Below are 22,234 nucleotides of genomic sequence, written 5' to 3'. Positions count from 1 at the left end.
GTTGCGGATCAAGGGAGGGTCAGAGGGAGGGGGATGCCGGTGAGGGTCTCGGGGCAGGGGCAGGTGCGGTCGAGGGAGAGGTCGTTCACCACGGAGGCCACGAGGGTGCGCATGCGTTGGCTGTTGGCGGCGAAGAAGGTGAGGACTTCTTCGTGGGTGACGCCTTCGCCGGCTTCCACGCCGGCGTCGTGGTCGGTCACCAGGGCAAGGGGGGTGTAGCAGAGGGCGAGTTCGCGGGCGAGGACGGCTTCTGGGTGGCCGGTCATGCCGATGATGGACCAGCCGTTGGAGCTGAACCATTTCGACTCGGCTCTTGTGGAGAAGCGGGGGCCCTCGATGATGACCAGGGTGCCGCCGTCGACGGCGGGCCAGTCTTCGGCGACGGCTTTCTCGTAGGCGAGAGCGCGGCCTCGGGGGCAGTACGGGTCGGCGAAGGAGACGTGGACGGCGGCGCCGGCCTCGTAGTAGGTCTGCTCTCGGCCGGAGGTGCGGTCGATGAGTTGGTCGGGGATCACCAGGGTGCCGGGGCCGTAGTCGGCGCGGAGAGAACCTACGGCGCTGGGGGCCACCACCTGGCGGACGCCTAGGGAGCGGAGGGCCCATAGGTTGGCGCGGTACGGGATGCGGTGGGGTGGGTAGCGGTGGTCCCGGCCGTGGCGGGGGACGAACGCCACGGAGCGGTCGCCGATCTGGCCCACTGTGATGACGTCGCTCGGGGGGCCGTACGGGGTGTCTACCTCGATCTCTTTGGCGTCGTCCAGGAGGGTGTAGAACCCTGAGCCGCCGATGACGCCGATGTCCGCTGTCATGACCATGGGCGAGAGATTAGCGCGCTGTGGAAAAGGGGGAAGGGGGCTGGGGTTCATCCTGTGGAAAACCCTGGGGCCGCAGGTCCCGCGCGCGCCGCGGGACTGTCTTTCAGCTCTTCACGGGTGCCGTGCTCGTGTCGATGGCGTGCGCCGGTGGCCGGAAAGGAGCGCCGGTTCCTTTCGGTTCGCCACATCTGCGCCGATTGGCGGTGGCCCAAGGGAGCACAGGCATGGCTGAAGGCGAAGTCCACAGGCCCGAGGTGTGGTACGGCCAGCCGGTCGAGTGCCGGCATGATCGGGACATTCAGGGCCGTATCCCCCGAGTGGTTGTACGGCCGGGGCCGTACAACCGGGGGTCAGGCGGCTGAGGTTGTGGTGGTGCTGGAGGAGGAAGGGGCTGTGGTGGCCGGTTCCTTCTTGGGGGTGGGGTCGGTCGCCGGGGTGGTGGACGAGCCGGGGGTGGTGGTGCTGGTGGTGCTGGACGAGCTGGAGGACCGGTTGTCGGTGCGGTAGAAACCGGAGCCCTTGAAGACGATGCCTACGGCGGAGAAGACCTTGCGGAGCTGGCCTTGGCACTGGGGGCAGGTGGTCAGGGGGTCGTCGGTGAAGCGCTGGACGACCTCGAGGCCCTCACCGCACGCGGTGCAGGCGTACTGGTAGGTAGGCACGCACTCCTCCTTATATGGCTCAAGCCTGATTGGCACTCTACCGGTGCGACTGCTAATGGTACGCAGCCGACTAGGGTAAACGCCACCCGGAAGCTTTCTAATCCCGGTCCAAGGGGTCGTTGCGGGGTGGGGAACCGCTGGTCAGGACAGGCTACTGGGAGGTCGGGGGGCCGAGATCCGCCTGGTGGCCGCCATGTTCGAGGTGCCGGTCGGCCCGGGGTGTGAGCATTGGTCTATGAGGTGGGTTGGTGGTGGACGGTGCCTGGGGCTGCTGGGGTCGCTCGCCGTACGCGCGAGGAGGACGTCAGAGGCCCGTCGGGTGGTCATTCGCCGCGTTCGCCGAACCAGCCGGCGAGTTTGCCGCGGCGGCTGATGGCGCGGAGGCGGCGTTCGACGGTTTGGCGTAGGGCTGCGGTGGTGACGATGAGGAGTTGGTCGCCGGAGCGGAGGCGGGTGGTGGGTTCGGGGACGTAGGAGTGGTTGTCACGGACGATCATGGTGACGGCCGCGTCGGAGGGGAGACGTAGTTCGAAGATCTCGACGCCGTGCAGGAGCGAGCCGGGTGGAATGGCGATCTGGAGGAGCTCGGCGTTGAGCTCCTCCAGGGGAGCGGACTCCACGCCGAGTTCGCGGGCTTCGCCGGGGTCGCTGATGCCGAGGACGCGAGCGAGGTACGGCAGCGTCGGGCCCTGCACCATCGTGAAGACGATCACGATGACGAAGACCTCGTTGAAGATGCCTTTGGCGCCGACGACCCCGGCGGCCCAGGGGATGGTGGCGAGCACGATGGGGACGGCGCCACGCAGGCCGGCCCAGGACAGGAAGATCTGTTCGCGCACGGACAGGGTGTCGATGCGGACGAGCCGGGTCACCAGCGCGGACACGACGACCGACAGGGGGCGGGCGAGCAGTACGAGCGCCAGGCCGCCGATCATGCCGGGGATGATGGTGGACGGCAGTTCGAAGGGGCTGGCGAGCAGGCCGAGCATGACGAACAGCCCGATCTGCGCGAGCCAGGCGGCGCCTTCGGCGAATCCGCGGGTGGCCATGCGGTGCGGCAGGCGTGCGTTGCCGAGCACGAGCGCGGCGAGGTAGACGGCGAGGAAGCCGCTGCCGTGCAGAAGCGTGGCTCCGCTGTAGGTGACGAAGGCGAGCGCGAGCACCGCGATGGGGTAGAGGCCGGACGCGGGGAGCGCGACGCGGCGCAGGGTGTACGCGCCGACGGGGCCGACGACGAGGCCGACGGCGGCGCCGATGGCCAGTTCGAGCACGGCGTCGATCACGACGTGGCCGACGCTCGGCAGGGTGCCGCTGCCGGTGCTCAGCATCATGACGACGATGACGGTCGGCGCGTCGTTGAAGCCGGACTCGGCCTCCAGGATGCCGGCGAGCCGTGGCGGCAGCGGCAGCCGGCGCAGCACGGAGAACACCGCGGCGGCGTCGGTGGAGGCGAGGACCGCGCCGAGCAGCAGGGACGTCCGCCAGTCGAAGGCCAGGAGCCAGTGCACGGCGCCTGCGAGCACGACGATGCTGACGGCGACGCCGATGGTGGCGAGCACCAGGGACGTCGGTACGGCCCGCCGCACGTGCTCCCAGTGGGTGGTGAGACCACCTTCGGCGAGGATCACCGCGAGGGCGATCAGGCCGATCTGCTGGGCCAGGTGCGCGTTCTCGAAGTGGATGCCGAATCCCGCCTCGCCGAGCAGCAGGCCGAGGCCGAGGTAGATCAGCAGGCTGGGGAGTCCCGTGCGGTGGGCGACACGCACTGAGGCGATGGCGACGATGACGACGGCGGATGCGAGCAGCAGCCAGAAATCCAGATCCACCGGCCTCCCATCTAGCGTTTTCCGGCTATTGTGTCGTATTCGTATAGCCCTCTACCACGATGAACTACTTTCAGCTACCGTCACTCGCGACACTCGCGAAACACATCAAGACAGGTCAAACAGGTGACGGACGAGACTTCCCCGGTCGCGGAGAGCGTCGTGGAGGCCGGCGACGAGAAGATCGTCCGGACGGAGCCGAGGAAACGTCCCCGCCTGCTGCGCCGGTTGCTCATCGTGGCGGCGCTCGGTGTGGCGATGGTGGTGGCCGCGGGGTTCGCGCTGGTGATGGAGCGTCAGATCACGCTGAACGGCAATATCGAGCGCGTACCCGGAGCGTTCCCCGAGGAGGCGGGCCGTCCGGCCAAGACGGTCGGTGAGGCGCAGAACTGGCTGCTCATCGGCTCGGACAAGCGGCCGGGTGAGGCAGGCAACCAGCGGGCCGACACCATCATGATCGTACATATCCCCGCAGACCGGGCTCGGCTCACTCTCATCGGCATCCCCCGCGACTCCTATGTCCGTATCCCCGGACACGGAAACAACAAGATCAACGCAGCGTACGCCTTCGGTGGCCCGCAGTTGCTGATCCGTACGGTCGAGAACCTGACCAAGGTCCGCATCGATCATTTCGCGGCTCTCGACTTCAAGGGCTTCGTCACGATGACCGAGGCGATCGGCGGCGTCGACGTCTACGTCGCCAAGAAGGTCTACGACCCGGCCAACAAGGTCACCTGGCCGCAGGGCACGGTGCACCTGGAGGGTGAGAAGGCGCTGCTGTTCGTACGGCAGCGGTACAACCTGCCAGAGGGGGACTTCGACCGCATCAGGCGCCAGCAGGCGTTCATCGGCGCGATGGGTCGCAAGATCATCAGTCGGGACCTGCTCACCGATCCCCTCAAACTCAACGACTTCCTCGAAGCCCTGACGCGCGCGGTCAGCGTGGACGACGGGGTGACGCTCAGCACGCTGCGCGACCTCGCCCTGGGACTACGGGACATCCGGCCCGACAAGGTCGACTCGGCCACCATCCCCAACCTGGGTTCGGTGACCGTGCGTGGCGCGAGCGTCGTACGGCTGGACAAACGGGCCGGTGAGAAGTTCTTCACGGCGATCAGGGACGACAAGCTCGAAGAGTACTTCGGCAGCAGCGGCGGCCTGAACGATCTGACGATCCTTCCCTAACGTGAATCTTTCCCGGGGATCCGCACGATCCCCGAGGGAAGGGCCACCATCGACACCGGCCGGTCGTGCGGCTCCGCGGGGACGTCCACCAGCTCACCTTCGTGCAGCAGCGCCACGGTCGGCACGTTCGGTCCGACGCGCGCCAGCGCACGGTCGTACGACCCGCCGCCTCTCCCGAGCCGGATGCCGGTGACGGGGTCGACGGCCAGCGCGGGGACGATGACCAGCGCCGCCGTACGGATGGCGTCCACTCCTCGCGGGGTGTCCACCGGCTCCATCAGCTTGCGCGGCCCCGGCGCCAGCGAGTCGGGACCGTCGTACACGGCCCAGTCCAGGTCGTCGTCCGGCCGCAGGATCGGCAGGATCACCGTGGCGCCGTGCTTCCACAGCGCGAAGATCAACCCGTGAGTGGCGGGTTCGTCACCGGTGGACCAGTACGCCGCGACCAACCCGGCCATCTGCACCCAAGGCTGGTCGAGTAGCGTTTCCCTGATCGCTGTCGCGGAGCCGCGCGGATCGGCGACGTCCGCTCGTGAGGCGACGATCCTGCGGCGCAGCTCCGCTTTGTCCACTCGGCCCTCCATTAAGGTGCGTCTCATGGCTGACTACGATCCAGTGACCAAAGTCGTCATCCCCGCCGCCGGGCTCGGCACGAGGTTCCTGCCGGCGACCAAGGCGACTCCCAAAGAGATGCTGCCGATCGTCGACAAGCCGGCCATCCAGTATGTCGTCGAGGAGGCGGTGGCCGCCGGGCTGCTCGATCTCCTCATGGTGACCGGCCGCAACAAGCGCTCCATCGAGGACCACTTCGACAGAGCGTACGAGCTCGAGGAGGTGCTCGCCGCCAAGGGGGACGAGGAACGCCTCTCCCAGGTGCTCGAACCGGTCGAAATCGCCACGTTCCACTATGTACGGCAGGGGGAGCCGAAGGGGCTCGGCCACGCCGTCCTGTGCGCCAAGCAGCACGTCGGGGGCAACCCGTTCGCCTGTCTGCTCGGTGACGACCTGATCGACCCGCGTGACCACCTGCTCAAGCGCATGATCGAGGTGCGCGACACCTACGGCGGCAGCGTGGTCGCGCTCATGGAGGTGCCGCGCGAGCAGGTCTCCCTGTACGGCTGCGCCGAGATCGCCCCGACGTCCGAGGACGACGTGGTGCGGGTGACCGGCCTCGTGGAGAAGCCGCCGGCCGACGAGGCGCCGTCCAACTGGGCCGTCATCGGCCGGTACGTCATCGATCCCGCCGTGTTCGAGGTGCTGGAGAACACCCCGCCGGGCCGGGGTGGCGAGATCCAGCTCACCGACGCGCTGCTGGAGCTGGCGGGCCGCGACAACGACGGCGGCGGTCCTGTGCACGGCGTGCTGTTCCGCGGACGCAGGTACGACACCGGCAACAAGCTCGACTACCTGCGCACGGTCGTGCAGTTCGCCGCGGAGCGGCCCGATCTCGCCGGCGAATTCATCCCGTGGCTGCGCGAGTTCCTGGACAACGACGCGAGGTGACCTCATGAAGCCGGTGGACGCGCACCTGGACGAGATCCTTGCCGCGGTACGGCCGATCGACCCGGCCGAGCTGGACCTCGACGACGTTCTCGGCGCCGTGCTCGCCGAGAACGTCACCTCGCCGGTCGCGCTGCCGCCGTTCGACAACTCGGCCATGGACGGCTACGCCGTGCGGGCCGCCGACGTCGAGAAGGCCACCGAGGAGCGGCCCGTGCTGCTCCCGGTGGCCGCCGACGTCCCCGCGGGTGAGCAGGCGCCACGCGTGGTGGAGCCCGGCTCGGTCACCCGCGTCATGACCGGCGCGCCGCTGCCGGAGGGGGCCGACGCCGTCGTGCCGGTCGAGTGGACCGACGGCGGCACGGTGCGGGTCGCGATCCACCGGCCCCCCGCGCTCGGCAACGCGATCCGCCGGTCCGGCGAGGACGTCCGCGCCGGGGACGTCGTGCTCACCGCCGGCACGCTCATAGGACCCGCTCAGCTCGGCATCCTCGCCGGGGTGGGCCGCCGCACCGTGCGTGCTCGGCCGAGGCCGCGGGTGCTGGTGCTGTCCACCGGCGCCGAGCTGGTCGATCCCGGCCTGCCGCTCGGGCCGGGGCAGATCTGGGAGTCCAACAGCTTCATGCTGGTCGCGTCGGTACGGCAGGCCGGTGGTGAGGCGGTGCGCAGGAGCGCCGTGGGGGACGACCCCGCGGCGTTCCTCGAAACCCTGACCGGCCTTCTCGGTGACGCCGACGCGGTGATCACCAGTGGCGGCATCTCGATGGGTGCGTACGAGCCGGTCAAGGAGGCGCTCACGCCGCTCGGCACCGTACGGTTCGAGAAGGTCGCCATGCAGCCCGGCATGCCGCAGGGCTTCGGAGCGGTGGGAACGCGCAACACGCCGATCTTCACGCTCCCCGGCAACCCGGTCTCGTCGTTCGTCTCGTTCGTCCTGTTCGTCCGGCCGGCGCTCGACCGTATGCGCGGGCTCCCTGCCGGTCCGCCGCGCACGGTGACCGCCACGACCACCGAGGCGCTGCGCTCACCTGACGGCAGGCGCTCCTACCTGCGCGGCGTGCTGAACGGCGCCGAGGTCGCGCCGGTGCGCGGCCAGGGCTCGCACCGGCTCGCCGCGCTGGCCGGCGCCGACGCGCTGATCGTGGTGCCTGAGCGCGTCACCGAAGTGCCCGCGGGTACGGCTGTGGAGGTGATCCCGCTGTGAGTGAGCTGACACATCTGGACGAGACCGGCGCGGCACGCATGGTGGACGTGTCCGGCAAAGAGGTCAGCGCGCGTACGGCCACCGCGACCGGCCGCGTGCTGCTGTCGCCGGAGGCGGTGGCGGTGCTGCGCGCCGGGGACGTACCGAAAGGCGACGCCATCGGGGTGGCGCGCATCGCCGGCATCCAGGGGGCCAAGCGCACGCCGGACCTCATCCCCCTGTGTCACCCCATCGCCGTTCACGGTGTGCGGGTCGAGTTGGAGATCGAGGACGACGGCGTACGGATCGTCGCGCGCGTCAAGACCGCCGACCGCACCGGCGTCGAGATGGAGGCCCTGACCTCCGTCACGGTCGCGGCCCTGGCCCTGATCGACATGATCAAGGCGGTGGACCCCGCGGCGGTCATCACCGACGTACGGGTCGAGGAGAAGACCGGCGGCAAGACCGGCGTCTGGACCCGGCCGTGAAGGCGCTGGTGGTGACGGCGTCCAACCGTGCCGCCGCCGGCGTCTACCCCGACAAGTCCGGGAAGTTGCTGGCCGAGCTGCTGACGGAGGCCGGCTGCGAGGTGCACGGCCCCGAGGTGGTGCCGGACGGCGAGCCCGTCGAGGCGGCCTTGCGCGCCGGCGTCGCGGCCGGGTACGACGTGATCGTCACCACCGGCGGCACCGGGCTGACCCCGCAGGACCTCACCCCCGAGATGACCCGCCGCGTGATCGACCGCGAGATCCCCGGCATCGCCGAGGCCGTACGCCTGGCCAACCGCGACAAGGTCCCCACGTCGGTGCTGTCACGGGGCCTCGCGGGCCAGGCGGGCCGCACGCTCATCGTCAATTTGCCAGGTTCCTCCGGCGGGGTGCGGGACGGCATGGCGATCCTCGCACCGATCCTGCGGCACGCCGTCGACCAGATCGGAGGCGGCGACCACTGAACCACTGGTGACCGCCGTTACGCCTCCCACCGGGCCCGCCGAGCCGGTACGCTGCGCCTTCGGCACGGAACCTGTCAGGACCGGCCGTTACCCCGCCAAGCGGGGTCATAAGGTACGCCATGGCGAACATAGGGTTCGACAGGGGATGATTGACCCGTGGATCGACTACGCGGCTGGCCGGCGACCCTGGCAGAGGGACCGGTGGGGCTCCGGCCGCTCCGCCTGCGCGACGTGAGTGTGTGGCGTGAGACGCGGCTGCGCAACGCCAACTGGCTGCGGCCATGGGAGCCGAGCAACCCCGAGACGCCGCTGTTCCGCACCGGCCTCGGCCCGTACATCTCCATGGTCGGCACCCTGCGCAGAGAGGCACGCCAAGGCCTGGCCCTGCCGTGGGTCGTCACGTGGCGCGGCGCGTTCGCCGGTCAGCTCACCGTCGGCGCCATCGTGTGGGGCTCGGCACGCTCGGCCCAGGTCGGCTACTGGATCAGCAGCGCGCTGGCCGGCCGCGGCATCACCCCGACCGCGCTCGCCATGGCCGTCGACCACTGCTTCTTCACCGTCGGCCTGCACCGCCTGGAAGCCAACATCCGCCCCGAGAACCACGCCAGCCGCCGCGTGGTGGAGAAACTCGGCTTCCGAGAGGAAGGCATACGGCGCCGCCACCTGCACATCGACGGCGCCTGGCGCGACCACATCTGCTACGCGCTCACCTCAGAGGACGTCCCGAGGGGTCTGCTCGACCAGTGGCGCCGAACCAGCCAGAAAGCTCCGCACGACGGCATCGCGTAGCCCCGTATAACCGGCTTTTGACTGACGCTTGGCGATAAACAGGTTGACGTTCTCACGACACACCGCAGCGAATACTCGTCAACCAGTGACACACGGTCCTACGGTGCGTCACGTGAACACATTCGCCGCGGCACCAAGCCCCACGCTGTGTTCACGCTGCCCTGAGGAGGCCCGATGAGCAGCGCCTTCCTCTACCTCGGCATCGTGGTGATGTGGCTGTGTGTCCTCGTCCCCATGTGGCTGCGCCGCGACCGCCACGCCGTGGAACACGCCGACGCCTACGACGACGGCGACACCCTCACCGACGTCTCCGTACCGTCCTCCCCACTCCCCGCCGACCCCGACGCCGACACCATGAACCTCCCCCTCCTCACCCGGTCCTCCTCCACGGACCCCGCAACCGAGCCAGAACAAGCGACAGCACCCGACCTCCCCTCGCATACCCACCCCACCACCTCACACACCGATTCCAGCACGCGCACCGAAGCCACCCCGCGCACCGACTCCACCACAAGCACCGAAGCCACCCGTCGTACCGAAACCATCGCGCACACCGAATCCCCATCCACTTCGCGCACCCAGCCCGCCACCACCACCCCACCCACGCCGCACCCCGAGACGTCCACATCCACCACCGACTCCCCATCTCCCACAGACGATCATCAGGACCCCGGCCGCCCCGAGGACCCCGCCTCCACCTCCGAGGCCCGTCGCCGGGCCCGCATCATGGCCAGACGCCGCCAAGGCCTCCTGTGGAGCGTTCTCATCCCCCTCGGCGTGCTCGCCGTAGCCATCGCCGGCCTGCTCCCCTGGTGGTCCGTCCCCCCCTCCCTCCTCCTCCTGGCCGGCTACCTCTCCATCCTCAGAGTCTCCGTCCAGGCCGACCGCGACCAGCGCGCCGCCGCCGAGGCCCGCGCCGCCCGCGACCGCCGTACCCGCGAACTCCAAGAGGCCGAGGAACGCGCCGCCGAGCAGGCCCAGGCCGAGATCCTGGAGTTCCGCTCCCGCATCAAGCTCTTCGACCAGCACGCCGACCGCCGCCGCGCCTCAGGAGATTGATCACCCCACTCCGGTGGCGCGGGCAACCCCCAAAGTTTGCTAACCTGGTCAGGTCCTAGGGGCTGTAGCGCAGTCCGGTAGCGCACTTCGTTCGCATCGAAGGGGTCAGGGGTTCGAATCCCCTCAGCTCCACCCAGGTCAAAGGCCGTTTCCGTCGATCGGAAGCGGCCTTTTTGATCTCCCGGGTGACTAACTGAGTGACTACGAGGTCGGAACGCTCAAGTCTGGCTGGAGCGCAGCGCGTCGCTCCTAGGATCCGACCTGTACGTGTCTAGGAGGATCAGGAGGACTCATGGCCCTAGCTCGACGGTCGAGTGGTTTCCTTGGACAGATCAGTGAGCCGCTCACGCGTATCCGACAGGGAGCTAACGGGGAGGAGCAGGCTGACGTATACGGGTCGGTTCAAGAGGATAAGGCGCTGTTCGGTATCGAGACCGACATCGAAGAGGGTGATCTGATCCAGAAGCCCTTGCCTACAGGAAAGATCAAGACCTATCGCGTCGCTAAGGTCACGTATCACAACCCACCAGGCATGCCGTCGCACATCCACCATGTCGAAGCCCGCATTGAGCCTATGAACGCTCGACCGCCAGTATCTTCACGCCGTGTAGAACTCCCAGGGTTGCACCCAAAGATCTCTGACGCTGCTGGCGCCTTGTTCGTGGATGGGCACTTCAGCAAGGCGGTTCTCGCGGCATTCCAGGCCGTTGAGCATGAGGTGCAGCAGAAGACGCAGCTTAACGACTCGGGTGTCTCACTGATGCACAAGGCTTTTAATCAGGCTAACCCTCACATCAACGTGGCTCGTCATACGGGGCGCAACGCTCAAGACGAGCAAGAGGGCTTTCGCTTCCTGTTCGCAGGTGCCATGGGTGGTCTGCGCAACCCTCGCGCGCACGGCGTTGATCTTCCTGACTCCGAGCAGGAAGCACTGGAGTACCTAGCATTCGCTAGCGCCCTCATGCGACGTCTATAAAAGTGGCCTCCGTCTGAACCAGGGTTGAGGCTTTGACGGAGGCCACCGAATGTAGAACGGCTCGCTAACTGTAGGGATCTGTGTGTGGAAAGATCACATCCATGGCCTCCGCTCCCTCGATAAGGACCGGGCGGAGCTGCTTTCGGTAGACGGTCTCCGTCACCATGGTGTTGCTGTGGCCGACCAAGCGGGAGATCTGCTCCAGAGGGACGCCGCTGTCTGAGAGCAGCGACACGAAGCTGTGCCGCATCTCGCGCGGCGTCCATTCCTTCTCGTTGAGGCCCGCTCGCTTGAGCACGGCGCGGAACGACCGCCGGACGTTGTGCGCGTCCAGCTCCGTCCCGACCGCCGAGGCGAACACGAGGTCATTCTCCATCCACCTGTTGTCGGCCTTCACCCGCGCGTCGTCCTGGCGCTCGCGGTGCCGTCGCAGGGCTTCCACACATCGCCGGGGCATCGCCAGCGTCCGCCGCGACTTCCGGGTCTTGGTGTCGCCGCCGGCCCGCACCGAGTGCCACACCATGATCGACGGAGGTACGGGAGGCGTGGCGTCGGGATCACCGTCAAGGTTCACATGCGACCAGGTGAGCGCTCTCAGTTCCTCCGTCCTGGCACCGATGAGGAGCGAGAGCACGATGTACGCCTCCAGCGTCGTCCCTTCGGCCGCGCTCAGGATGGCTTCCGCCTGGTCCAGCGTGAGGGACTTCGACGGACGACCGTCCTTCCCCTTCGGGATCTCGCAGAGCAGCACGACGTTCCGCTTCACCTTGTCGCGCGCCTGTGCCCGATCCACGGCACGCTTGAGAACCGACCGGACCTCCCGGAGGCTCCGAGTGCTGAGTACCTGAGCCTTGTCCTTGAGCCACCGGTCCACGTCATCAGCCGACAACTCGCGAAGCTTCCGCGCACCCAGATCGGGGATGACGTGCTTGTTCGCCAGAAAGGTGCGGGTCTCGATCGTCGCCTGTTCCCTGCCGCTCAGCCCGAAGGCCAGCCAATCCTGTACGGCGTCGCCAACGGTGTAGTTGTGAGCCGAGGTGGTCAGCCCGTCGTCATGGTCGCGGATGATCTCTTTGAGCTTGGCCTTGGCTTCGGTCTTGGTCTTGCCGCTGGCCTTCTTGACGATGCGCTTTCCGGCGGGGGTGTAGCCGACCGTCACCGACGCGATCCAGCGTTGACGTGCTTCGTCCCAGTGCAGACCGCCGTCTCCCCGGCTGCGTCGCGTGGTCATGATGCTCTCGCTTCCTGCTCCAGTAGGGCGATGTAGTCGGAGATGGCTGAGGCGGGGATCAGCCGGGTACGGCCTTGAGTGACCGAACGGAGGCGTCCGGCCCTGATCTGCTCGTAGATGACGGTGCGGCTCATGCTGAGCAGGCGCATGGCGTCGCTGACGCGGTACAGCCGCGGGGTGTCGAGTCCGGGGGATAGGGTCATTCGGCCGCCCGCTGTGCGGCGATCGCCCGCACGGTCTGGACGCGTTGCCGGATCTGTTCAGCCAAGATCGCCTCACCGGGGGAGTGCCCGATGCCGGCGAAACGCCAGTGACCGATGACCAGCGTTGTGGCGTCACCGAGCGCGGGCAGTCCATGTCGTTCCCGCGACTCCTGCGCACGGTGATCAGAGCGGATGCCGCGCAGCTTGCCGAGCGTGACGGAATAGTGGCGGCTCTTGCTGGAGAAATGGCCGCGAAAGCCCAGCATGTGCGCCCAGGGTCGCAGCCGCAGACCGGCGTACTCGGGATGCGCGCCTAACTCCCAGCACGTGCGGATCATGCGCCGAGCGTGCTCGGTCACCGGAAGCAACTCCAGGTTCAGCCCTGGCCGCAGACCGGTGCCCCGGCAGTGCTCGCAGGGGATGAGATCGCTCACCCGTCCGTCTCCCCGGCACGCCTTGCACGACAGACGGTGATCGACCGTGCCGGAGGCTTCCGCGCCCTTGGTCGCGTACTTGGCGATGTAGCCGGCCACCGCACGCTCAGACACCCCGTCCAGCGCCTCACTCATGACGATGGGCCGGATGTCGAGCTGATCACCCCACACCAGTCGTCGCCGTCCCAGCGGGCTCACAGGGGACAGGACTTCCACACGTCGCGCCGCCGCCGGGATCGCTCGGACGAGCATCCCGTGATCGGTCCACTCCGGGGGAAGATCGGTCGCGCCCTTCGGGCCGTCGAGGCGGATGACCGCATGGAAGTGGACCAGGCCCCGCCGCTGGTATTCGGCGACCTTGGCGAACGACACCCGGACCTGTCTGCCGAACGCCGCCCGGCTCATTCCCGCTTGTCTGGCCAGTTCCCGCCGGACCTCCAGCGTGAACCGGTGCCACAACGCCCCGGCATGCGCCTGCCACAACACGGCTCCGGGGTAGTCGTAGCAGTCCGGACAGATCGGTTGGCCTAAACGATCGTCGTTAGGTTCGTGCCGAGCGAGGCACCCGACGTCGTTTCCATGCTCGCAGTGCTTTCCACGCCTACGCGGACGGCAGGTCCGGACTTTGCCGTTCTTCTCGCGCCGGGTGTGCACCGGACCGAACGAGGGAGCCGTCAGCGTGGCGAACACGCGTGGGTGGCCGCTCACCTGCTCAGGGACGCCCTTGCCGCCGGACAGACCGGCGCGGATGAGTTGGAAGGTGTCGGCCCGGTAGACCGCCGAACAGGCCGCACAGACCGACGCACGCCGGTTGCCGCAGGCCACCAGTAGATGCCCCGAAGGCTCATCCCTGGTGTCGTAGGAGTGCAGGACCTCACCGGTTCCGCCGTGCACGATCGCCGACTCGCCGATCAGGTGTACCGGGCTGGCGCACCCACCCGTCGCCGCGACCATCGCTTGCCACCGGTCGTGCCCCGGAGAGTTGATCACCTGCGCCAGATCGACCAACCAGGCCGGATGTTCCCCGGTGAGCTGCACGGATTCGTCGCCGCCGTCCTGATTGCCCATCGTTCACCACCACCCTCCCGCTTGTCCATTCAACCTGTACTACAGGTTGCCTTACATAGCGATGGCATGTCAACCTGTAGTACAAGTGGGAAGACAGGAGGGCGAGGAGATATGGAAGCAGACGAGAAAGAAGCACGCTGGCGCACCATTGCCACAGCGCTGCGCAACGACATCATCGAAGGTCGTTACACCCCAGGCAGCCCGCTCCCCAGCGAGATCACCCTGGCCGAACAGTTCAGCGTCTCTCGCCCTACCGTGCGCGACGCCATCAAGAACCTTGTGCTGGAAGGCCTGGTCAACGTCATCCGAGGCCGGGGAACCTTCGTTCGACCGCTCCCCGAACGACAGGTGATCCTGATCACTAACCAGGAACGGCCCGACGTCGCCGCACCCGGTTACCACCCCGACATCGTCCGCTATGGCTGGGATCTGGGCCTACGCGACCAAGAACCACCCTTCTTCTCCGATCGCACCCAGGCCAATCGAGATCTGGCGATCGCGCTAGGCGTCCGTTTGGGACATTCCCTGATTCATCGGGAAAGCCTGTGGACGTTCGAGAACCATGCGAAGGTCGAGATCCACTCCTACGCGAACGCCGACATGATCCCCGACTGGGACGACCAGAAGCGCAACGCCCAGTACCGCAAGCGCCCCAAGTTCCTCTACCAGACCCTCGCGCGCGAGCACGGCCCGATGGAATGGATGACTCTCGTCATGGCCCGCATGCCGTCAGACAACGAACGAATCCGACTGAACATGCAGGTAGGAGACGCACTGCTAATAATCCGCCGGCACATGGTCGACCGCCACGGCCGCCGCATCGAGGTCACCGACGTCAAGGCTCCAGCCAACCAGTTCGAGATTGCCTACGCCCTGGAAGTCGCCGACGACCCCAACGCCCTGTTCACCCGCGAAGAGATGGCCGAGAACGGCATAACCCTGGTGATCTAGTTGGCTCAGACTTTCTTTACTGGTTCAAGGCAGCCCGCCTGCGGCGGCCTGCCGCGCGTCGGGCGGTCTGCTGGCCGCGCTGCGGCTCTCCGGCCGGTCGCGGCCAGCACCGCCCACGCGCTGAAAGCCGCTGCAGTGTCAGGCTGCTAATACCTCTCTAAGAGCCTCCGCGAGTGCATCGTCGTCTTCCTGGGATTTCCATTGCACAGCTCGCAGGACGGCGCCAGCATGCTGGGCGGCGGCTATCTCGTCAATTGCGGAGCGTGAGAAGTCCGCATTGCTCACCAACAGACCAACATGCCTGCGATCTGGCGTAGACAGCCCTTTTAGATGACGCACAAGCTGGCGGATTGCATCTTTTGGCACCAGCCACTGCGAAACCTTTGCCTCAACGAAAACTATATGGTCGCCGACGACAGCAATCATATCGGCATGTGAATCATCCAGATTGGCGTGCTGTTGGCTCAAGTCAGCGCCGTCTCCCGCAATCTCTCTTAAGACTCTTTCGAAGGCATCGGCTAGTTCGCGCTCATAGCGATAAGCAGACAGCCAAGCGCCGGGTTGACGGGTCGCTGCGGCAGCAGCCGCTTGGCGGAGCAGCTCAGCGGGAAGTGTCACAGTGTCGGAGGCTGACTCGTCGTCGCTGTCGGAAACGGGGACTCTAACCACTACGCGTTGGCGCGTCCCTGACCCATAAGTGCTAACGACAGTCCCTTCAAGTACATCCAATCCCCACGGAACAGCTACACGATCACCTATGTTGAACGTCTCCGCTGCGTCCTTCTTCGTCACCACGGTCTTCCCACCCCCAACAAGGCGCTGAGGTAGTCGCCAACTACATCGTCCATCGTCTGCGCCAAGGAGTCGAGCGTTCGCTCCCAGGTCTGGACGGTACTGTGATCGAGTCTGTACCCCTGCTGACGCAGCAGGTGCACGCGAGCCTGATCGTCATGTGCAAGAGCATTTCGCATCTGGTTGAACTTGGTCAGCTCAGTCCTCCAACTCTGAGCTTGACGATCAGCCCGCTCCAGTGCAGACCACAGTGTGAGACCGAGCCGGCCGAAGTCGTTCAGCAGACTGTCAGCTTGTGCGTTCTTCTTGTCGAGGTTTCGCTCACTGGTCATGCGTTCCCGCAAGATCGTCTCTACTGCGGCCTTCCCGTTGGCAACATGAACCGCAAAGTAGTCCACGGCCTCATCATGTAGATCGCGTGCGAAGCCTTGGAACTCCGCCGCAAGTTTCAAGACCAGCATTGCTAGGACGACCTCTTCGCTGGCCTGATGTGTCGGACCAGATGGAAGCCCACCGGCGATGCCCCACAGAAGCTGCAACTGCTGTCGACGGGCGCCGATCCATCCGGTGAGGGCTACGGAAGACACGGCCGCAGGCTAGCGGGGACCGGCCATGCATGATCACGATTTACCTGGATTGATACCTCGCTGTGTCACGCGTCGCCTTAGGCTCTCCAAGAATAGGACTTCGCAAGTTCGCCCTACGATCGCCATGCTGTGGCTGGTCTCCACACGGGGTTGGGGGCGATCGGAGGCCCGGCGCTTCGCACCGGTCCACCGGGTGGCATGGTTCTGTCCTGCGCTGGTTCCACACATGGATGAGCCCCCCACCGTCGCTTCCCCGTGGGGGGCTCCGTCGTGCCGGACCGCCTATGTCCCTCGCCTGTCCGGCACGACGTGATCATGGTGTTGGGGGTCAGACGTGTTGTCGTGCGTCGCGTGGATGACACTCCATTCCTGATCCGAGATGGGCGGAAGGCCCAAGGAGGCGGCGGCCCTGTCGAGGTCGGCCCGGGATAGCTGCCACGACTGGATCAGTCCTGCCGCTTGGCATCGCCGGCGCTCGCTCTCCAGAATGTCGGCCACTGCCGCAAGAACCCGTCTGGTCGTTTCGGGGTTCGCCTGGCGCTGGTCGTCCGGTAAGTCGGCGGGATCGTAGTGAGGATGGATCATGGGGTCTCGGTGGAGTCGAGGTGGACCATCCCCGCGATGATCGCGGCCCCTTCGCTAGGGGTGTCCACCGGGCACAGCGTTTGGGGAGCCTGGCCCGGGGGACGCATCGAGAAGGTCGTCTCCTTCTGGTTGTCATCGACCACGACGATGGCGACGGTCGTGCCGTCGTCGGACCATACGGCCAACTCGGGAGCGTCGTAGTCCACGGAGGACCGCGTTCCATGAGGTGTCGTGTCGATCTTGAGCCTGATGCGCTTGCTTACGAGGTTGGGTACGCCACGCTCCCGGAGGTGGCGTGCCAGCTCACCGAGCTGTGCGCTGTGCTTCTCGATGCGTGTGGCACCTCGGCTGACGGCCATGGTCGCCGGTTCCTCTCCGTGTGCGGTCGGTAACTGATACGTGTCACATTCAGCTAACCGCTCGCGAACATCGGACGCAGGATGAGAATTGGGGATAGCAGCAGGCACGGTCGTATCCGCGAATGTCCGGGGGTAGCCGATGAGCACCGCAGCGAGTACGCCTGAGTGGGCCGCCATCCTGCGTGCCGAGCGCAAGGCCCGTGTCGGCAGTGTGGCGGACATGGCTCGGCAACTGCGGAACGTCGCACAGGAGCAGGGGACGCAGCTCCCGACGCTCGCCGACCTCACGCGGACCATCCGAGGGTGGGAGCGTGGTGATCACTATCCCAGTGAGCGTTACCGTCTGCTGTGCGCCAGAGCGCTAGAGATGGCGGAAGCCGACCTGTTCCCACCGGAGCAGGCCACCGTTGTTCCGGTCCCCGCGTTCCCGCTGACGTCCATAGCTCCCGACCCCGACCTGTTCCAGCGGATCACCAAGGCGGTTGAGCAGCCGACCCGCGTGGACGCCGTGACCCTCGAATGGCTCGCGACCTGCCTTGCCGAACATCGCAAGGTCGAGGACAGCATTGGCAGCCGGCCACTGATCGGCGTGGTGCGCCAGCAACTCGGCGTTGTGGCCGACTTCGCCAACAGCGCGAGAGGTCCCCTGGCGGAACGCATCGTGGATCTCGCCGCCCAGTACGCGCAGTTCATCGCATGGATGTCTTTGGACATCGACGACCAGCCCGCCGCCTTGGCCTGGTACGACCGCGCACATGACTGGGCTCTGGAGATCGGCGACGCCAACATGGCCACCACCACCTTGAGCATGAAGGCTCACCAGGCATGGAGCGCGGGCAATGCACGTCGCTGTGTCGGCCTGGCCGAGGCCGCCTGCTCTCACAGCGGCCGGGTCACGCCAGGCGTACGAGGGATGGCAGCGCAGATGGCAGCACGCGGACACGCGCTCGCCGGCACCGCCGACCAGGCGCACGCACTGCTGGACGAGGCCGAAACACTCATCGGCGGAGCAGCGGAGCACAGTGAAGACGAGCCCGCGTGGATGTACTTCTACGACGAGACGTGGTTCACGCTCCAACGCGGCATGGCCGAGCTGCACCTGAGCAACTGGGGACAGGCGGTTGAACTCCTCGCCTCCGGACTCAATCGGCTACCGGAGAGCTATCGGCGCGACCGTGCGTGGTACGCCTCATGCCTGGCACGCGCACACGCGAAGGCAGGCGACGCCGAAGCGAGCCTGAGCACGGCATTGCCGGTCGTGACCGACGCCATTCGACTCAACCGCCATGCGGTCAAGGAACTCGCCGAGACCGCCGGGGAACTCGGCAGCCGAGGCGCGCCACACGCCGTGACCTTGCGCGATGCCCTCGCGGCAGCCCGCTAGCCGAGTGACGAACTGAGTGACAACGGCCCCGTACAAGCCCGGACGGCCGTGAACATCGAGACACGGTAGGCGCAGGTCAGACGAGATTTTGCCGCATCTGGGGATCTCTCTGGGGTTGCTTCGCATCGAAGGGGTCAGGGGTTCGAATCCCCTCAGCTCCACCCGAAGACAGAGGCCCGACAGGCGTCAGCCTGACGGGCCTTTCTGCATGCCGGCGGCCGGAGGCTCAGGAACCAGCCACGTTCGTGGGTGCGGTCCAGCCGGTGGCTCGGATCCACTCGGCCAGGTCCAGGGTGGCCGGCTCGATCGAGCGCACCACCGCGAGGTCCGAAGGGTATTTCGCCGCCTCCGCGAACTGGCGGAACATCGCCTTGTCGAGGTCGTTGGGAAGCACGCTCAACGGGAGGGCCTCGTACCGTGCCGGGAGCCCGGCGCGTGCGCCGAAGGCCGCGGCGATCTGGGGGCCCGTCAGCTCGTCGCCGACGAGTTCGACGGCTCCGCCGGGTGCCTTCGCGGTGTCGAGCAGGAGCGCGGCGGCGACCCGGCCGATGTCCCTGATCGAGATCATCTTCAGGGCGATGTCCTCCGGCAGCGGCAGCCTCAGCACGATCTCCCCATGCTCCAGGCTCGGTGCCATCACGCTCGCGAAGTTCTCCATGAAGGCGGTCGGGCGAACCATCGTGGCCCTCAGGCCGGACTTCCTCAGGTGCTCCTCGATCCAGTGCTTCGAGTCGTGGTGCGGCACACCCGACTCCCGGTCCGCTCCGAAGACCGAGTTGAACACGACGTGCGGGACGTCCGCCTCGACCGCGGCGTCGACGAGCGCGGTACCGACGCGGATCTCCGCCTCGATCTCTTCGAGGCTGTTCGCCTCCGGGGTCATGAAGTAGAACCCCTCGACCGTCGTGAGCGCGGCGGCCAGCGACGCCGGGTCGTCGGTCCGGATGGCCGCCGGCTCGACGCCGCGGGCGGCCAGCGCCTGAGCCCGGTCGGACTGCGGGTCGCGGACCAAAGCCCGCACCCGCGCCTTGTGGTCCAGCAGCGCGTCGACCACCGCCCCGCCTTGTTGCCCCGTCGCGCCGAAGACCGCGATCGTGCCGGTCGTCTGTGTGCTCATCGCTGCCACCCTTCACTAGTTCATGTCGTGAACTAAATTAGTTCATGGCATGAACATCGTCAAGGTGCGGGTCAGCGGGACCTCACGGTGTGATGGGTTGATTCGAGGGGGGCGAAGAGAGGTCCGAGGTGTCCACGATGGCGGTGGCCACGCGCTCGAAGTCGCGCTGGTCGTCGGCGTCGAGGTTCCTCGCGATCTCGGGCAGGCGCTTGGCGACCTCGGCGTAAACGGCCTCGGCGAGCACCTTCCCCGTGGGTGTCGCACTGAGCATGACGACCCGTCGGTCCTGCGCCGAGCTTGTCCGGCCGACCAACTCGCGCCGCGCGGTGCGATCGACCAGTTGGCTCAATGCGTTCTTGGTCATACCCAACGACGCGGCGAGGTCAGCCATCTGCCGCGGCTCGTTCCTGACCGCGCAGATCAGCGTGGCCTGCGAGGGGGTCAGGTCGAACTCGGCGCAGATCTGCGCGTACTTGCGTTGAATCACGACCGAGAGCCAGAAGAGCTTGTCGCCATAGTCCACGCCGGCCTCCCCGGTTCGATGACGAACGATCAGCCTACTCGTCGCAGACCGGCGGACCACGCCACTCACCAGGAGATGCACACCTCTGCGAGACCGGCCTGGCACTCCCACTATCTTCGGAGGCGGCTTTTGGTTTCCATGCATCAGCGCGGTACGGCGAGAGCGCATCGCCGATCGCGTAGGGAACGAGGTGTTCAGCCGGCATCGGGACCGTCAGCGCCTGAGCGTGGGAGTGAACCCTCAAGTGTTCGCCTGCGGTGCCAGGTCTCGGCCAGCAAGGCGTAGGTGTAGCCGTCCACCCAGCCCAGTTCGGTGTGCCAGGAGTCGCGGACGCCGTGTTGTTCGCGGTGCATGCCTAGCTTTTCGAGGATTCGTACCGATGGAAGGTTGTCGGCGTAGCAGCCGGCGGTGAGTCTTCGGAGGTTCAGGTCGGCGAAGGCGTGGGTGATCATCGCGGTGGTGGCTTCGGTGGCGTAGCCGTGGCCGGTGTGGGAGGGGTCGAAGATGTAGCCGAGTTCGGCTTCTGTGCGGAGGGGCATTCCTGGTTGGCCCATGCCGTCGGTCACGGTCAGGGAGACGGTTCCGATCACCACGTTGCCGAGAAGGACGGCGACGCTGTGGTCGTGGGGGTCTGCGGCGGCTCGGCGCCATGCGGCGCGGAAGGAGGTGGGGTCGACCTCGGTGCGCAGGAGCCAGCGGGTGACCTCGGGGAGGTTGCGGTACTCCAGGATTCGGTCGATGTCCTCGTCGCGTACGGTGCGGAGCTCCAGGCGGTCGGTGCGGAGGTTGGTGCTCGCCATGAGATGGGACGGTAGCGGTACGGGGTGCGGCGGAGCATCTGGTTAAGTGGCGGACGGGGTGGGGCCGGCTGAGGTTTATTTGGGGCGGTTGCCTCTTTTTTTGCGGGTGGTCGGCACAGTTCGGCGGGTGGATTTCTGTGCGGGGTTCTGGGGCTTTCGCGGTGTGGGTTTCTTTTGGGGGGGAGTGGGGGTGCGGCCTCGGGAGCTGTTGGCTGTTCGGCCGCGGACGATGCCGATGAAGTCTTCCATCAGGTCGGTGGTGGCGGCGGTGGGCCAGGTCAGGGCCACCTGGGACTGGGGTGCGTCGGGTACGGGGCGATAGGTGAGGTCTTTGCGGTGGTGGAGGCGGGCCAGTGACTGGGGGACCAGGAGGAGGCCGGTGCCGGCGGCCACCAGTTCTATGGCGGACGCTGTGGTGGGGGGACGGGTGAAGGCGGGAAGGCCGGGGAGAGGGGTCCACTCGATGGTGTCGTCCAGGGGGTGCAGCACTTCCTCGTCGGCGAGGTCGGCGAGGGTGACCTCGTCGACGGCGGTCACGGCGTGGTCCTTGGGGGCCACGACCACGGTGGTCTCCACGTAGAGGGGGATCACACTCAGGCCGTCCCGGTCGATCGGGAGCCGTACGAACGCGGCGTCGGCGCCGCCGTCGCGCAGGAGTCGCACCGCTTCGGCGGTGGGGGCGGTGACCAGGGTGATCGGCACGTCCGGTAGGCGTTCGGTCCAGATGTTGACCCATTTCGCGGGGGTCACGCCGGGTGCGTACGCCAGGCGGAACACCTTGGCGGTCTCTTCCTCAGTCACTTTCTCAGCGTAGCGATGTCAGGGGGACCGGTCCGACTGACTACCCTTGGCGCCATGACCTCGTCCAAGCCCAAGAGCATCCAGACGATGAAGCCGGCGACCGCGGCCAAGAAGCTGGGTGTCCTCCTCTCGGCCACCCCCGCCGACTTCCAGGAGGGTGTCATCACCAGGGACGAGTTGAACGCGTTGCAGTCGGCGCCGCCGGAATGGCTGGCCGACCTGCGGCGTAACGGCCCGCATCCCAAGCAGGTCGTCGCGGCGAAGCTGCGGGTCTCCACGTCCGGGCTGCTCAGGAACGGGATCACCGGGCCGCTCACGACCGCGGAGATCGACGCGCTGAAAGCGGAGAATCCGCCGTGGCTGGAGCGTGAGCGGACCATTCATGCCGAGGCGCGCAAGGAAGCACTCCGCCTCAAGCAGCAACGCCAGAACGTCTGAGGTCCCGTACGTCTCCG

25 protein-coding genes and 1 tRNA gene are annotated in these 22,234 nt (G+C 66.9%); 12 read left to right on the top strand and 14 right to left on the bottom strand.

Annotation, left to right across the window (positions count from 1 at the left end; genetic code table 11):
* Positions 1-8: 8 nt before the first annotated feature.
* The 3 genes from BJ992_RS29350 to BJ992_RS29340 all read right to left on the bottom strand — a co-directional run bounded on the left by BJ992_RS29350 (position 9) and on the right by BJ992_RS29340 (position 3,303).
* Positions 9-815 (bottom strand): S-methyl-5'-thioadenosine phosphorylase, encoded by an 807-nt coding sequence (locus BJ992_RS29350; RefSeq protein ID WP_184986493.1) that lies wholly within the window; start codon positions 813-815, stop codon positions 9-11.
* Positions 816-1,165: 350 nt separating this feature from the next.
* Positions 1,166-1,477, bottom strand: coding sequence for an FmdB family zinc ribbon protein (locus BJ992_RS29345; protein WP_184986491.1), 312 nt, complete (start codon positions 1,475-1,477; stop codon positions 1,166-1,168).
* A gap of 323 nt (positions 1,478-1,800) precedes the next feature.
* Positions 1,801-3,303 (bottom strand): potassium/proton antiporter, encoded by a 1,503-nt coding sequence (locus tag BJ992_RS29340; RefSeq protein ID WP_184986489.1) that lies wholly within the window; start codon positions 3,301-3,303, stop codon positions 1,801-1,803.
* A 123-nt stretch (positions 3,304-3,426) separates the two neighbouring features.
* Here BJ992_RS29340 and BJ992_RS29335 point away from each other — a divergent pair, with 123 nt between their 5' ends.
* Positions 3,427-4,485 (top strand): LCP family glycopolymer transferase, encoded by a 1,059-nt coding sequence (locus BJ992_RS29335; RefSeq protein WP_184986487.1) that lies wholly within the window; start codon positions 3,427-3,429, stop codon positions 4,483-4,485.
* On the opposite strand, the gene BJ992_RS29330 is transcribed toward BJ992_RS29335, so the two are convergent.
* Entirely contained in the window at positions 4,482-5,057 is a 576-nt protein-coding gene (locus tag BJ992_RS29330) for a 5-formyltetrahydrofolate cyclo-ligase (RefSeq protein WP_343072922.1), read from the bottom strand. The genes BJ992_RS29335 and BJ992_RS29330 overlap by 4 nt on opposite strands.
* A 25-nt stretch (positions 5,058-5,082) precedes the next feature.
* On the opposite strand from BJ992_RS29330, the gene galU reads away from it, so the two are divergent.
* The 8 genes from galU (at position 5,083) to BJ992_RS29290 (ending at position 10,944) form a co-directional block, all read left to right on the top strand.
* The gene (gene galU / locus BJ992_RS29325) at positions 5,083-5,988 is read left to right on the top strand and encodes a UTP--glucose-1-phosphate uridylyltransferase GalU (protein WP_184986485.1); all 906 of its coding nucleotides are present in this window, start codon (positions 5,083-5,085) and stop codon (positions 5,986-5,988) included.
* 4 nt (positions 5,989-5,992) lie between these two features.
* Entirely contained in the window at positions 5,993-7,189 is a 1,197-nt protein-coding gene (gene glp / locus BJ992_RS29320) for a molybdotransferase-like divisome protein Glp (RefSeq protein WP_184986483.1), read from the top strand.
* 38 nt (positions 7,190-7,227) lie between these two features.
* Positions 7,228-7,656: a cyclic pyranopterin monophosphate synthase MoaC gene (moaC, locus tag BJ992_RS29315; RefSeq protein ID WP_246497672.1), complete on the top strand. Its 429-nt coding sequence runs from the start codon at positions 7,228-7,230 to the stop codon at positions 7,654-7,656.
* Positions 7,653-8,120: a molybdenum cofactor synthesis domain-containing protein gene (locus BJ992_RS29310; RefSeq protein WP_184986479.1), complete on the top strand. Its 468-nt coding sequence runs from the start codon at positions 7,653-7,655 to the stop codon at positions 8,118-8,120. The genes moaC and BJ992_RS29310 overlap by 4 nt, the downstream gene beginning before the upstream one ends.
* A gap of 156 nt (positions 8,121-8,276) precedes the next feature.
* Positions 8,277-8,909 carry a GNAT family N-acetyltransferase gene (locus tag BJ992_RS29305; RefSeq protein ID WP_184986477.1) on the top strand — a complete coding sequence of 211 codons (633 nt, stop codon included), beginning with the start codon at positions 8,277-8,279 and terminating at the stop codon, positions 8,907-8,909.
* A 174-nt stretch (positions 8,910-9,083) separates the two neighbouring features.
* On the top strand, positions 9,084-9,968 hold the full coding sequence (locus BJ992_RS29300) for a hypothetical protein (protein ID WP_184986475.1): 885 nt from the start codon (positions 9,084-9,086) through the stop codon (positions 9,966-9,968).
* 58 nt (positions 9,969-10,026) lie between these two features.
* Positions 10,027-10,100, top strand: a tRNA-Ala gene (locus BJ992_RS29295).
* Between the two features lie 160 nt (positions 10,101-10,260).
* The gene (locus BJ992_RS29290) at positions 10,261-10,944 is read left to right on the top strand and encodes a TIGR02391 family protein (RefSeq protein ID WP_184986473.1); all 684 of its coding nucleotides are present in this window, start codon (positions 10,261-10,263) and stop codon (positions 10,942-10,944) included.
* Positions 10,945-11,008: 64 nt separating this feature from the next.
* On the opposite strand, the gene BJ992_RS29285 is transcribed toward BJ992_RS29290, so the two are convergent.
* From BJ992_RS29285 to BJ992_RS29275, 3 genes are read right to left on the bottom strand one after another with little or no spacing between them, the layout of a single operon-like run.
* Positions 11,009-12,175 carry a site-specific integrase gene (locus BJ992_RS29285; RefSeq protein ID WP_184986471.1) on the bottom strand — a complete coding sequence of 389 codons (1,167 nt, stop codon included), beginning with the start codon at positions 12,173-12,175 and terminating at the stop codon, positions 11,009-11,011.
* Positions 12,172-12,378 (bottom strand): helix-turn-helix domain-containing protein, encoded by a 207-nt coding sequence (locus BJ992_RS29280; RefSeq protein ID WP_184986469.1) that lies wholly within the window; start codon positions 12,376-12,378, stop codon positions 12,172-12,174. The genes BJ992_RS29285 and BJ992_RS29280 overlap by 4 nt, the downstream gene beginning before the upstream one ends.
* Entirely contained in the window at positions 12,375-13,880 is a 1,506-nt protein-coding gene (locus tag BJ992_RS29275) for a replication initiator (RefSeq protein WP_184986467.1), read from the bottom strand. The genes BJ992_RS29280 and BJ992_RS29275 overlap by 4 nt, the downstream gene beginning before the upstream one ends.
* Before the next feature lie 111 nt (positions 13,881-13,991).
* Between BJ992_RS29275 and BJ992_RS34035 the strand changes: the two genes are divergently transcribed.
* Positions 13,992-14,831: a GntR family transcriptional regulator gene (locus BJ992_RS34035; RefSeq protein WP_184986465.1), complete on the top strand. Its 840-nt coding sequence runs from the start codon at positions 13,992-13,994 to the stop codon at positions 14,829-14,831.
* Between the two features lie 138 nt (positions 14,832-14,969).
* Here the strand turns inward: BJ992_RS34035 and BJ992_RS33395 are convergent, their stop codons facing one another.
* From BJ992_RS33395 to BJ992_RS29255, 3 genes are all read right to left on the bottom strand, one after another.
* On the bottom strand, positions 14,970-15,449 hold the full coding sequence (locus BJ992_RS33395) for a restriction endonuclease (protein WP_184986463.1): 480 nt from the start codon (positions 15,447-15,449) through the stop codon (positions 14,970-14,972).
* Positions 15,450-15,619: 170 nt separating this feature from the next.
* Positions 15,620-16,210, bottom strand: coding sequence for a hypothetical protein (locus BJ992_RS29260; protein ID WP_184986461.1), 591 nt, complete (start codon positions 16,208-16,210; stop codon positions 15,620-15,622).
* A 581-nt stretch (positions 16,211-16,791) separates the two neighbouring features.
* Positions 16,792-17,154, bottom strand: a complete 363-nt coding sequence (locus BJ992_RS29255) for a hypothetical protein (RefSeq protein WP_184986460.1) — start codon at positions 17,152-17,154, stop codon at positions 16,792-16,794.
* 139 nt (positions 17,155-17,293) lie between these two features.
* On the opposite strand from BJ992_RS29255, the gene BJ992_RS29250 reads away from it, so the two are divergent.
* Complete coding sequence (locus tag BJ992_RS29250) at positions 17,294-18,538, top strand: NsdA family TPR-like regulatory protein (RefSeq protein ID WP_184986458.1); 1,245 nt, start codon at positions 17,294-17,296, stop codon at positions 18,536-18,538.
* Between the two features lie 226 nt (positions 18,539-18,764).
* On the opposite strand, the gene BJ992_RS29245 is transcribed toward BJ992_RS29250, so the two are convergent.
* The 4 genes from BJ992_RS29245 to BJ992_RS29230 all read right to left on the bottom strand — a co-directional run bounded on the left by BJ992_RS29245 (position 18,765) and on the right by BJ992_RS29230 (position 21,779).
* Positions 18,765-19,655, bottom strand: coding sequence for an NmrA/HSCARG family protein (locus tag BJ992_RS29245; protein ID WP_184986456.1), 891 nt, complete (start codon positions 19,653-19,655; stop codon positions 18,765-18,767).
* An 82-nt stretch (positions 19,656-19,737) separates the two neighbouring features.
* A complete protein-coding gene (locus BJ992_RS34030) occupies positions 19,738-20,178 on the bottom strand; it encodes a MarR family transcriptional regulator (RefSeq protein WP_184986454.1) in 441 nt (146 codons plus the stop codon).
* Between the two features lie 194 nt (positions 20,179-20,372).
* On the bottom strand, positions 20,373-20,978 hold the full coding sequence (locus tag BJ992_RS29235; RefSeq protein ID WP_184986452.1) for a GNAT family N-acetyltransferase: 606 nt from the start codon (positions 20,976-20,978) through the stop codon (positions 20,373-20,375).
* A 75-nt stretch (positions 20,979-21,053) separates the two neighbouring features.
* A complete protein-coding gene (locus tag BJ992_RS29230; RefSeq protein WP_184986451.1) occupies positions 21,054-21,779 on the bottom strand; it encodes a LysR substrate-binding domain-containing protein in 726 nt (241 codons plus the stop codon).
* A 54-nt stretch (positions 21,780-21,833) separates the two neighbouring features.
* Here BJ992_RS29230 and BJ992_RS29225 point away from each other — a divergent pair, with 54 nt between their 5' ends.
* Positions 21,834-22,217: a DUF5997 family protein gene (locus tag BJ992_RS29225; protein WP_184986449.1), complete on the top strand. Its 384-nt coding sequence runs from the start codon at positions 21,834-21,836 to the stop codon at positions 22,215-22,217.
* Positions 22,218-22,234: the final 17 nt, after the last annotated feature.

Source organism: Sphaerisporangium rubeum (assembly GCF_014207705.1).
Taxonomy (GTDB): Bacteria; Actinomycetota; Actinomycetes; order Streptosporangiales; family Streptosporangiaceae; genus Sphaerisporangium; species Sphaerisporangium rubeum.
Note: the sequence above shows the minus strand (reverse complement) of the source record. Positions and strands in the feature narration are given on the sequence as shown.

Excerpts from the sequence above, each read along its gene's own strand:
- BJ992_RS29300 (WP_184986475.1), top strand. The coding sequence starts at position 9,084 with ATGAGCAGCGCCTTCCTCTACCTCGGCATCGTGGTGATGTGGCTGTGT.
- BJ992_RS29255 (WP_184986460.1), bottom strand. The coding sequence starts at position 17,154 with ATGGCCGTCAGCCGAGGTGCCACACGCATCGAGAAGCACAGCGCACAG.
- moaC (WP_246497672.1), top strand. The coding sequence starts at position 7,228 with ATGGTGGACGTGTCCGGCAAAGAGGTCAGCGCGCGTACGGCCACCGCG.
- BJ992_RS34035 (WP_184986465.1), top strand. The coding sequence starts at position 13,992 with ATGGAAGCAGACGAGAAAGAAGCACGCTGGCGCACCATTGCCACAGCG.
- BJ992_RS29350 (WP_184986493.1), bottom strand. The coding sequence starts at position 815 with ATGGTCATGACAGCGGACATCGGCGTCATCGGCGGCTCAGGGTTCTAC.
- BJ992_RS29285 (WP_184986471.1), bottom strand. The coding sequence starts at position 12,175 with ATGACCACGCGACGCAGCCGGGGAGACGGCGGTCTGCACTGGGACGAA.
- BJ992_RS29250 (WP_184986458.1), top strand. The coding sequence starts at position 17,294 with ATGAGCACCGCAGCGAGTACGCCTGAGTGGGCCGCCATCCTGCGTGCC.
- BJ992_RS29245 (WP_184986456.1), bottom strand. The coding sequence starts at position 19,655 with ATGAGCACACAGACGACCGGCACGATCGCGGTCTTCGGCGCGACGGGG.
- BJ992_RS29275 (WP_184986467.1), bottom strand. The coding sequence starts at position 13,880 with ATGGGCAATCAGGACGGCGGCGACGAATCCGTGCAGCTCACCGGGGAA.
- BJ992_RS29290 (WP_184986473.1), top strand. The coding sequence starts at position 10,261 with ATGGCCCTAGCTCGACGGTCGAGTGGTTTCCTTGGACAGATCAGTGAG.
- galU (WP_184986485.1), top strand. The coding sequence starts at position 5,083 with ATGGCTGACTACGATCCAGTGACCAAAGTCGTCATCCCCGCCGCCGGG.
- glp (WP_184986483.1), top strand. The coding sequence starts at position 5,993 with ATGAAGCCGGTGGACGCGCACCTGGACGAGATCCTTGCCGCGGTACGG.
- BJ992_RS29225 (WP_184986449.1), top strand. The coding sequence starts at position 21,834 with ATGACCTCGTCCAAGCCCAAGAGCATCCAGACGATGAAGCCGGCGACC.
- BJ992_RS29235 (WP_184986452.1), bottom strand. The coding sequence starts at position 20,978 with ATGGCGAGCACCAACCTCCGCACCGACCGCCTGGAGCTCCGCACCGTA.
- BJ992_RS29280 (WP_184986469.1), bottom strand. The coding sequence starts at position 12,378 with ATGACCCTATCCCCCGGACTCGACACCCCGCGGCTGTACCGCGTCAGC.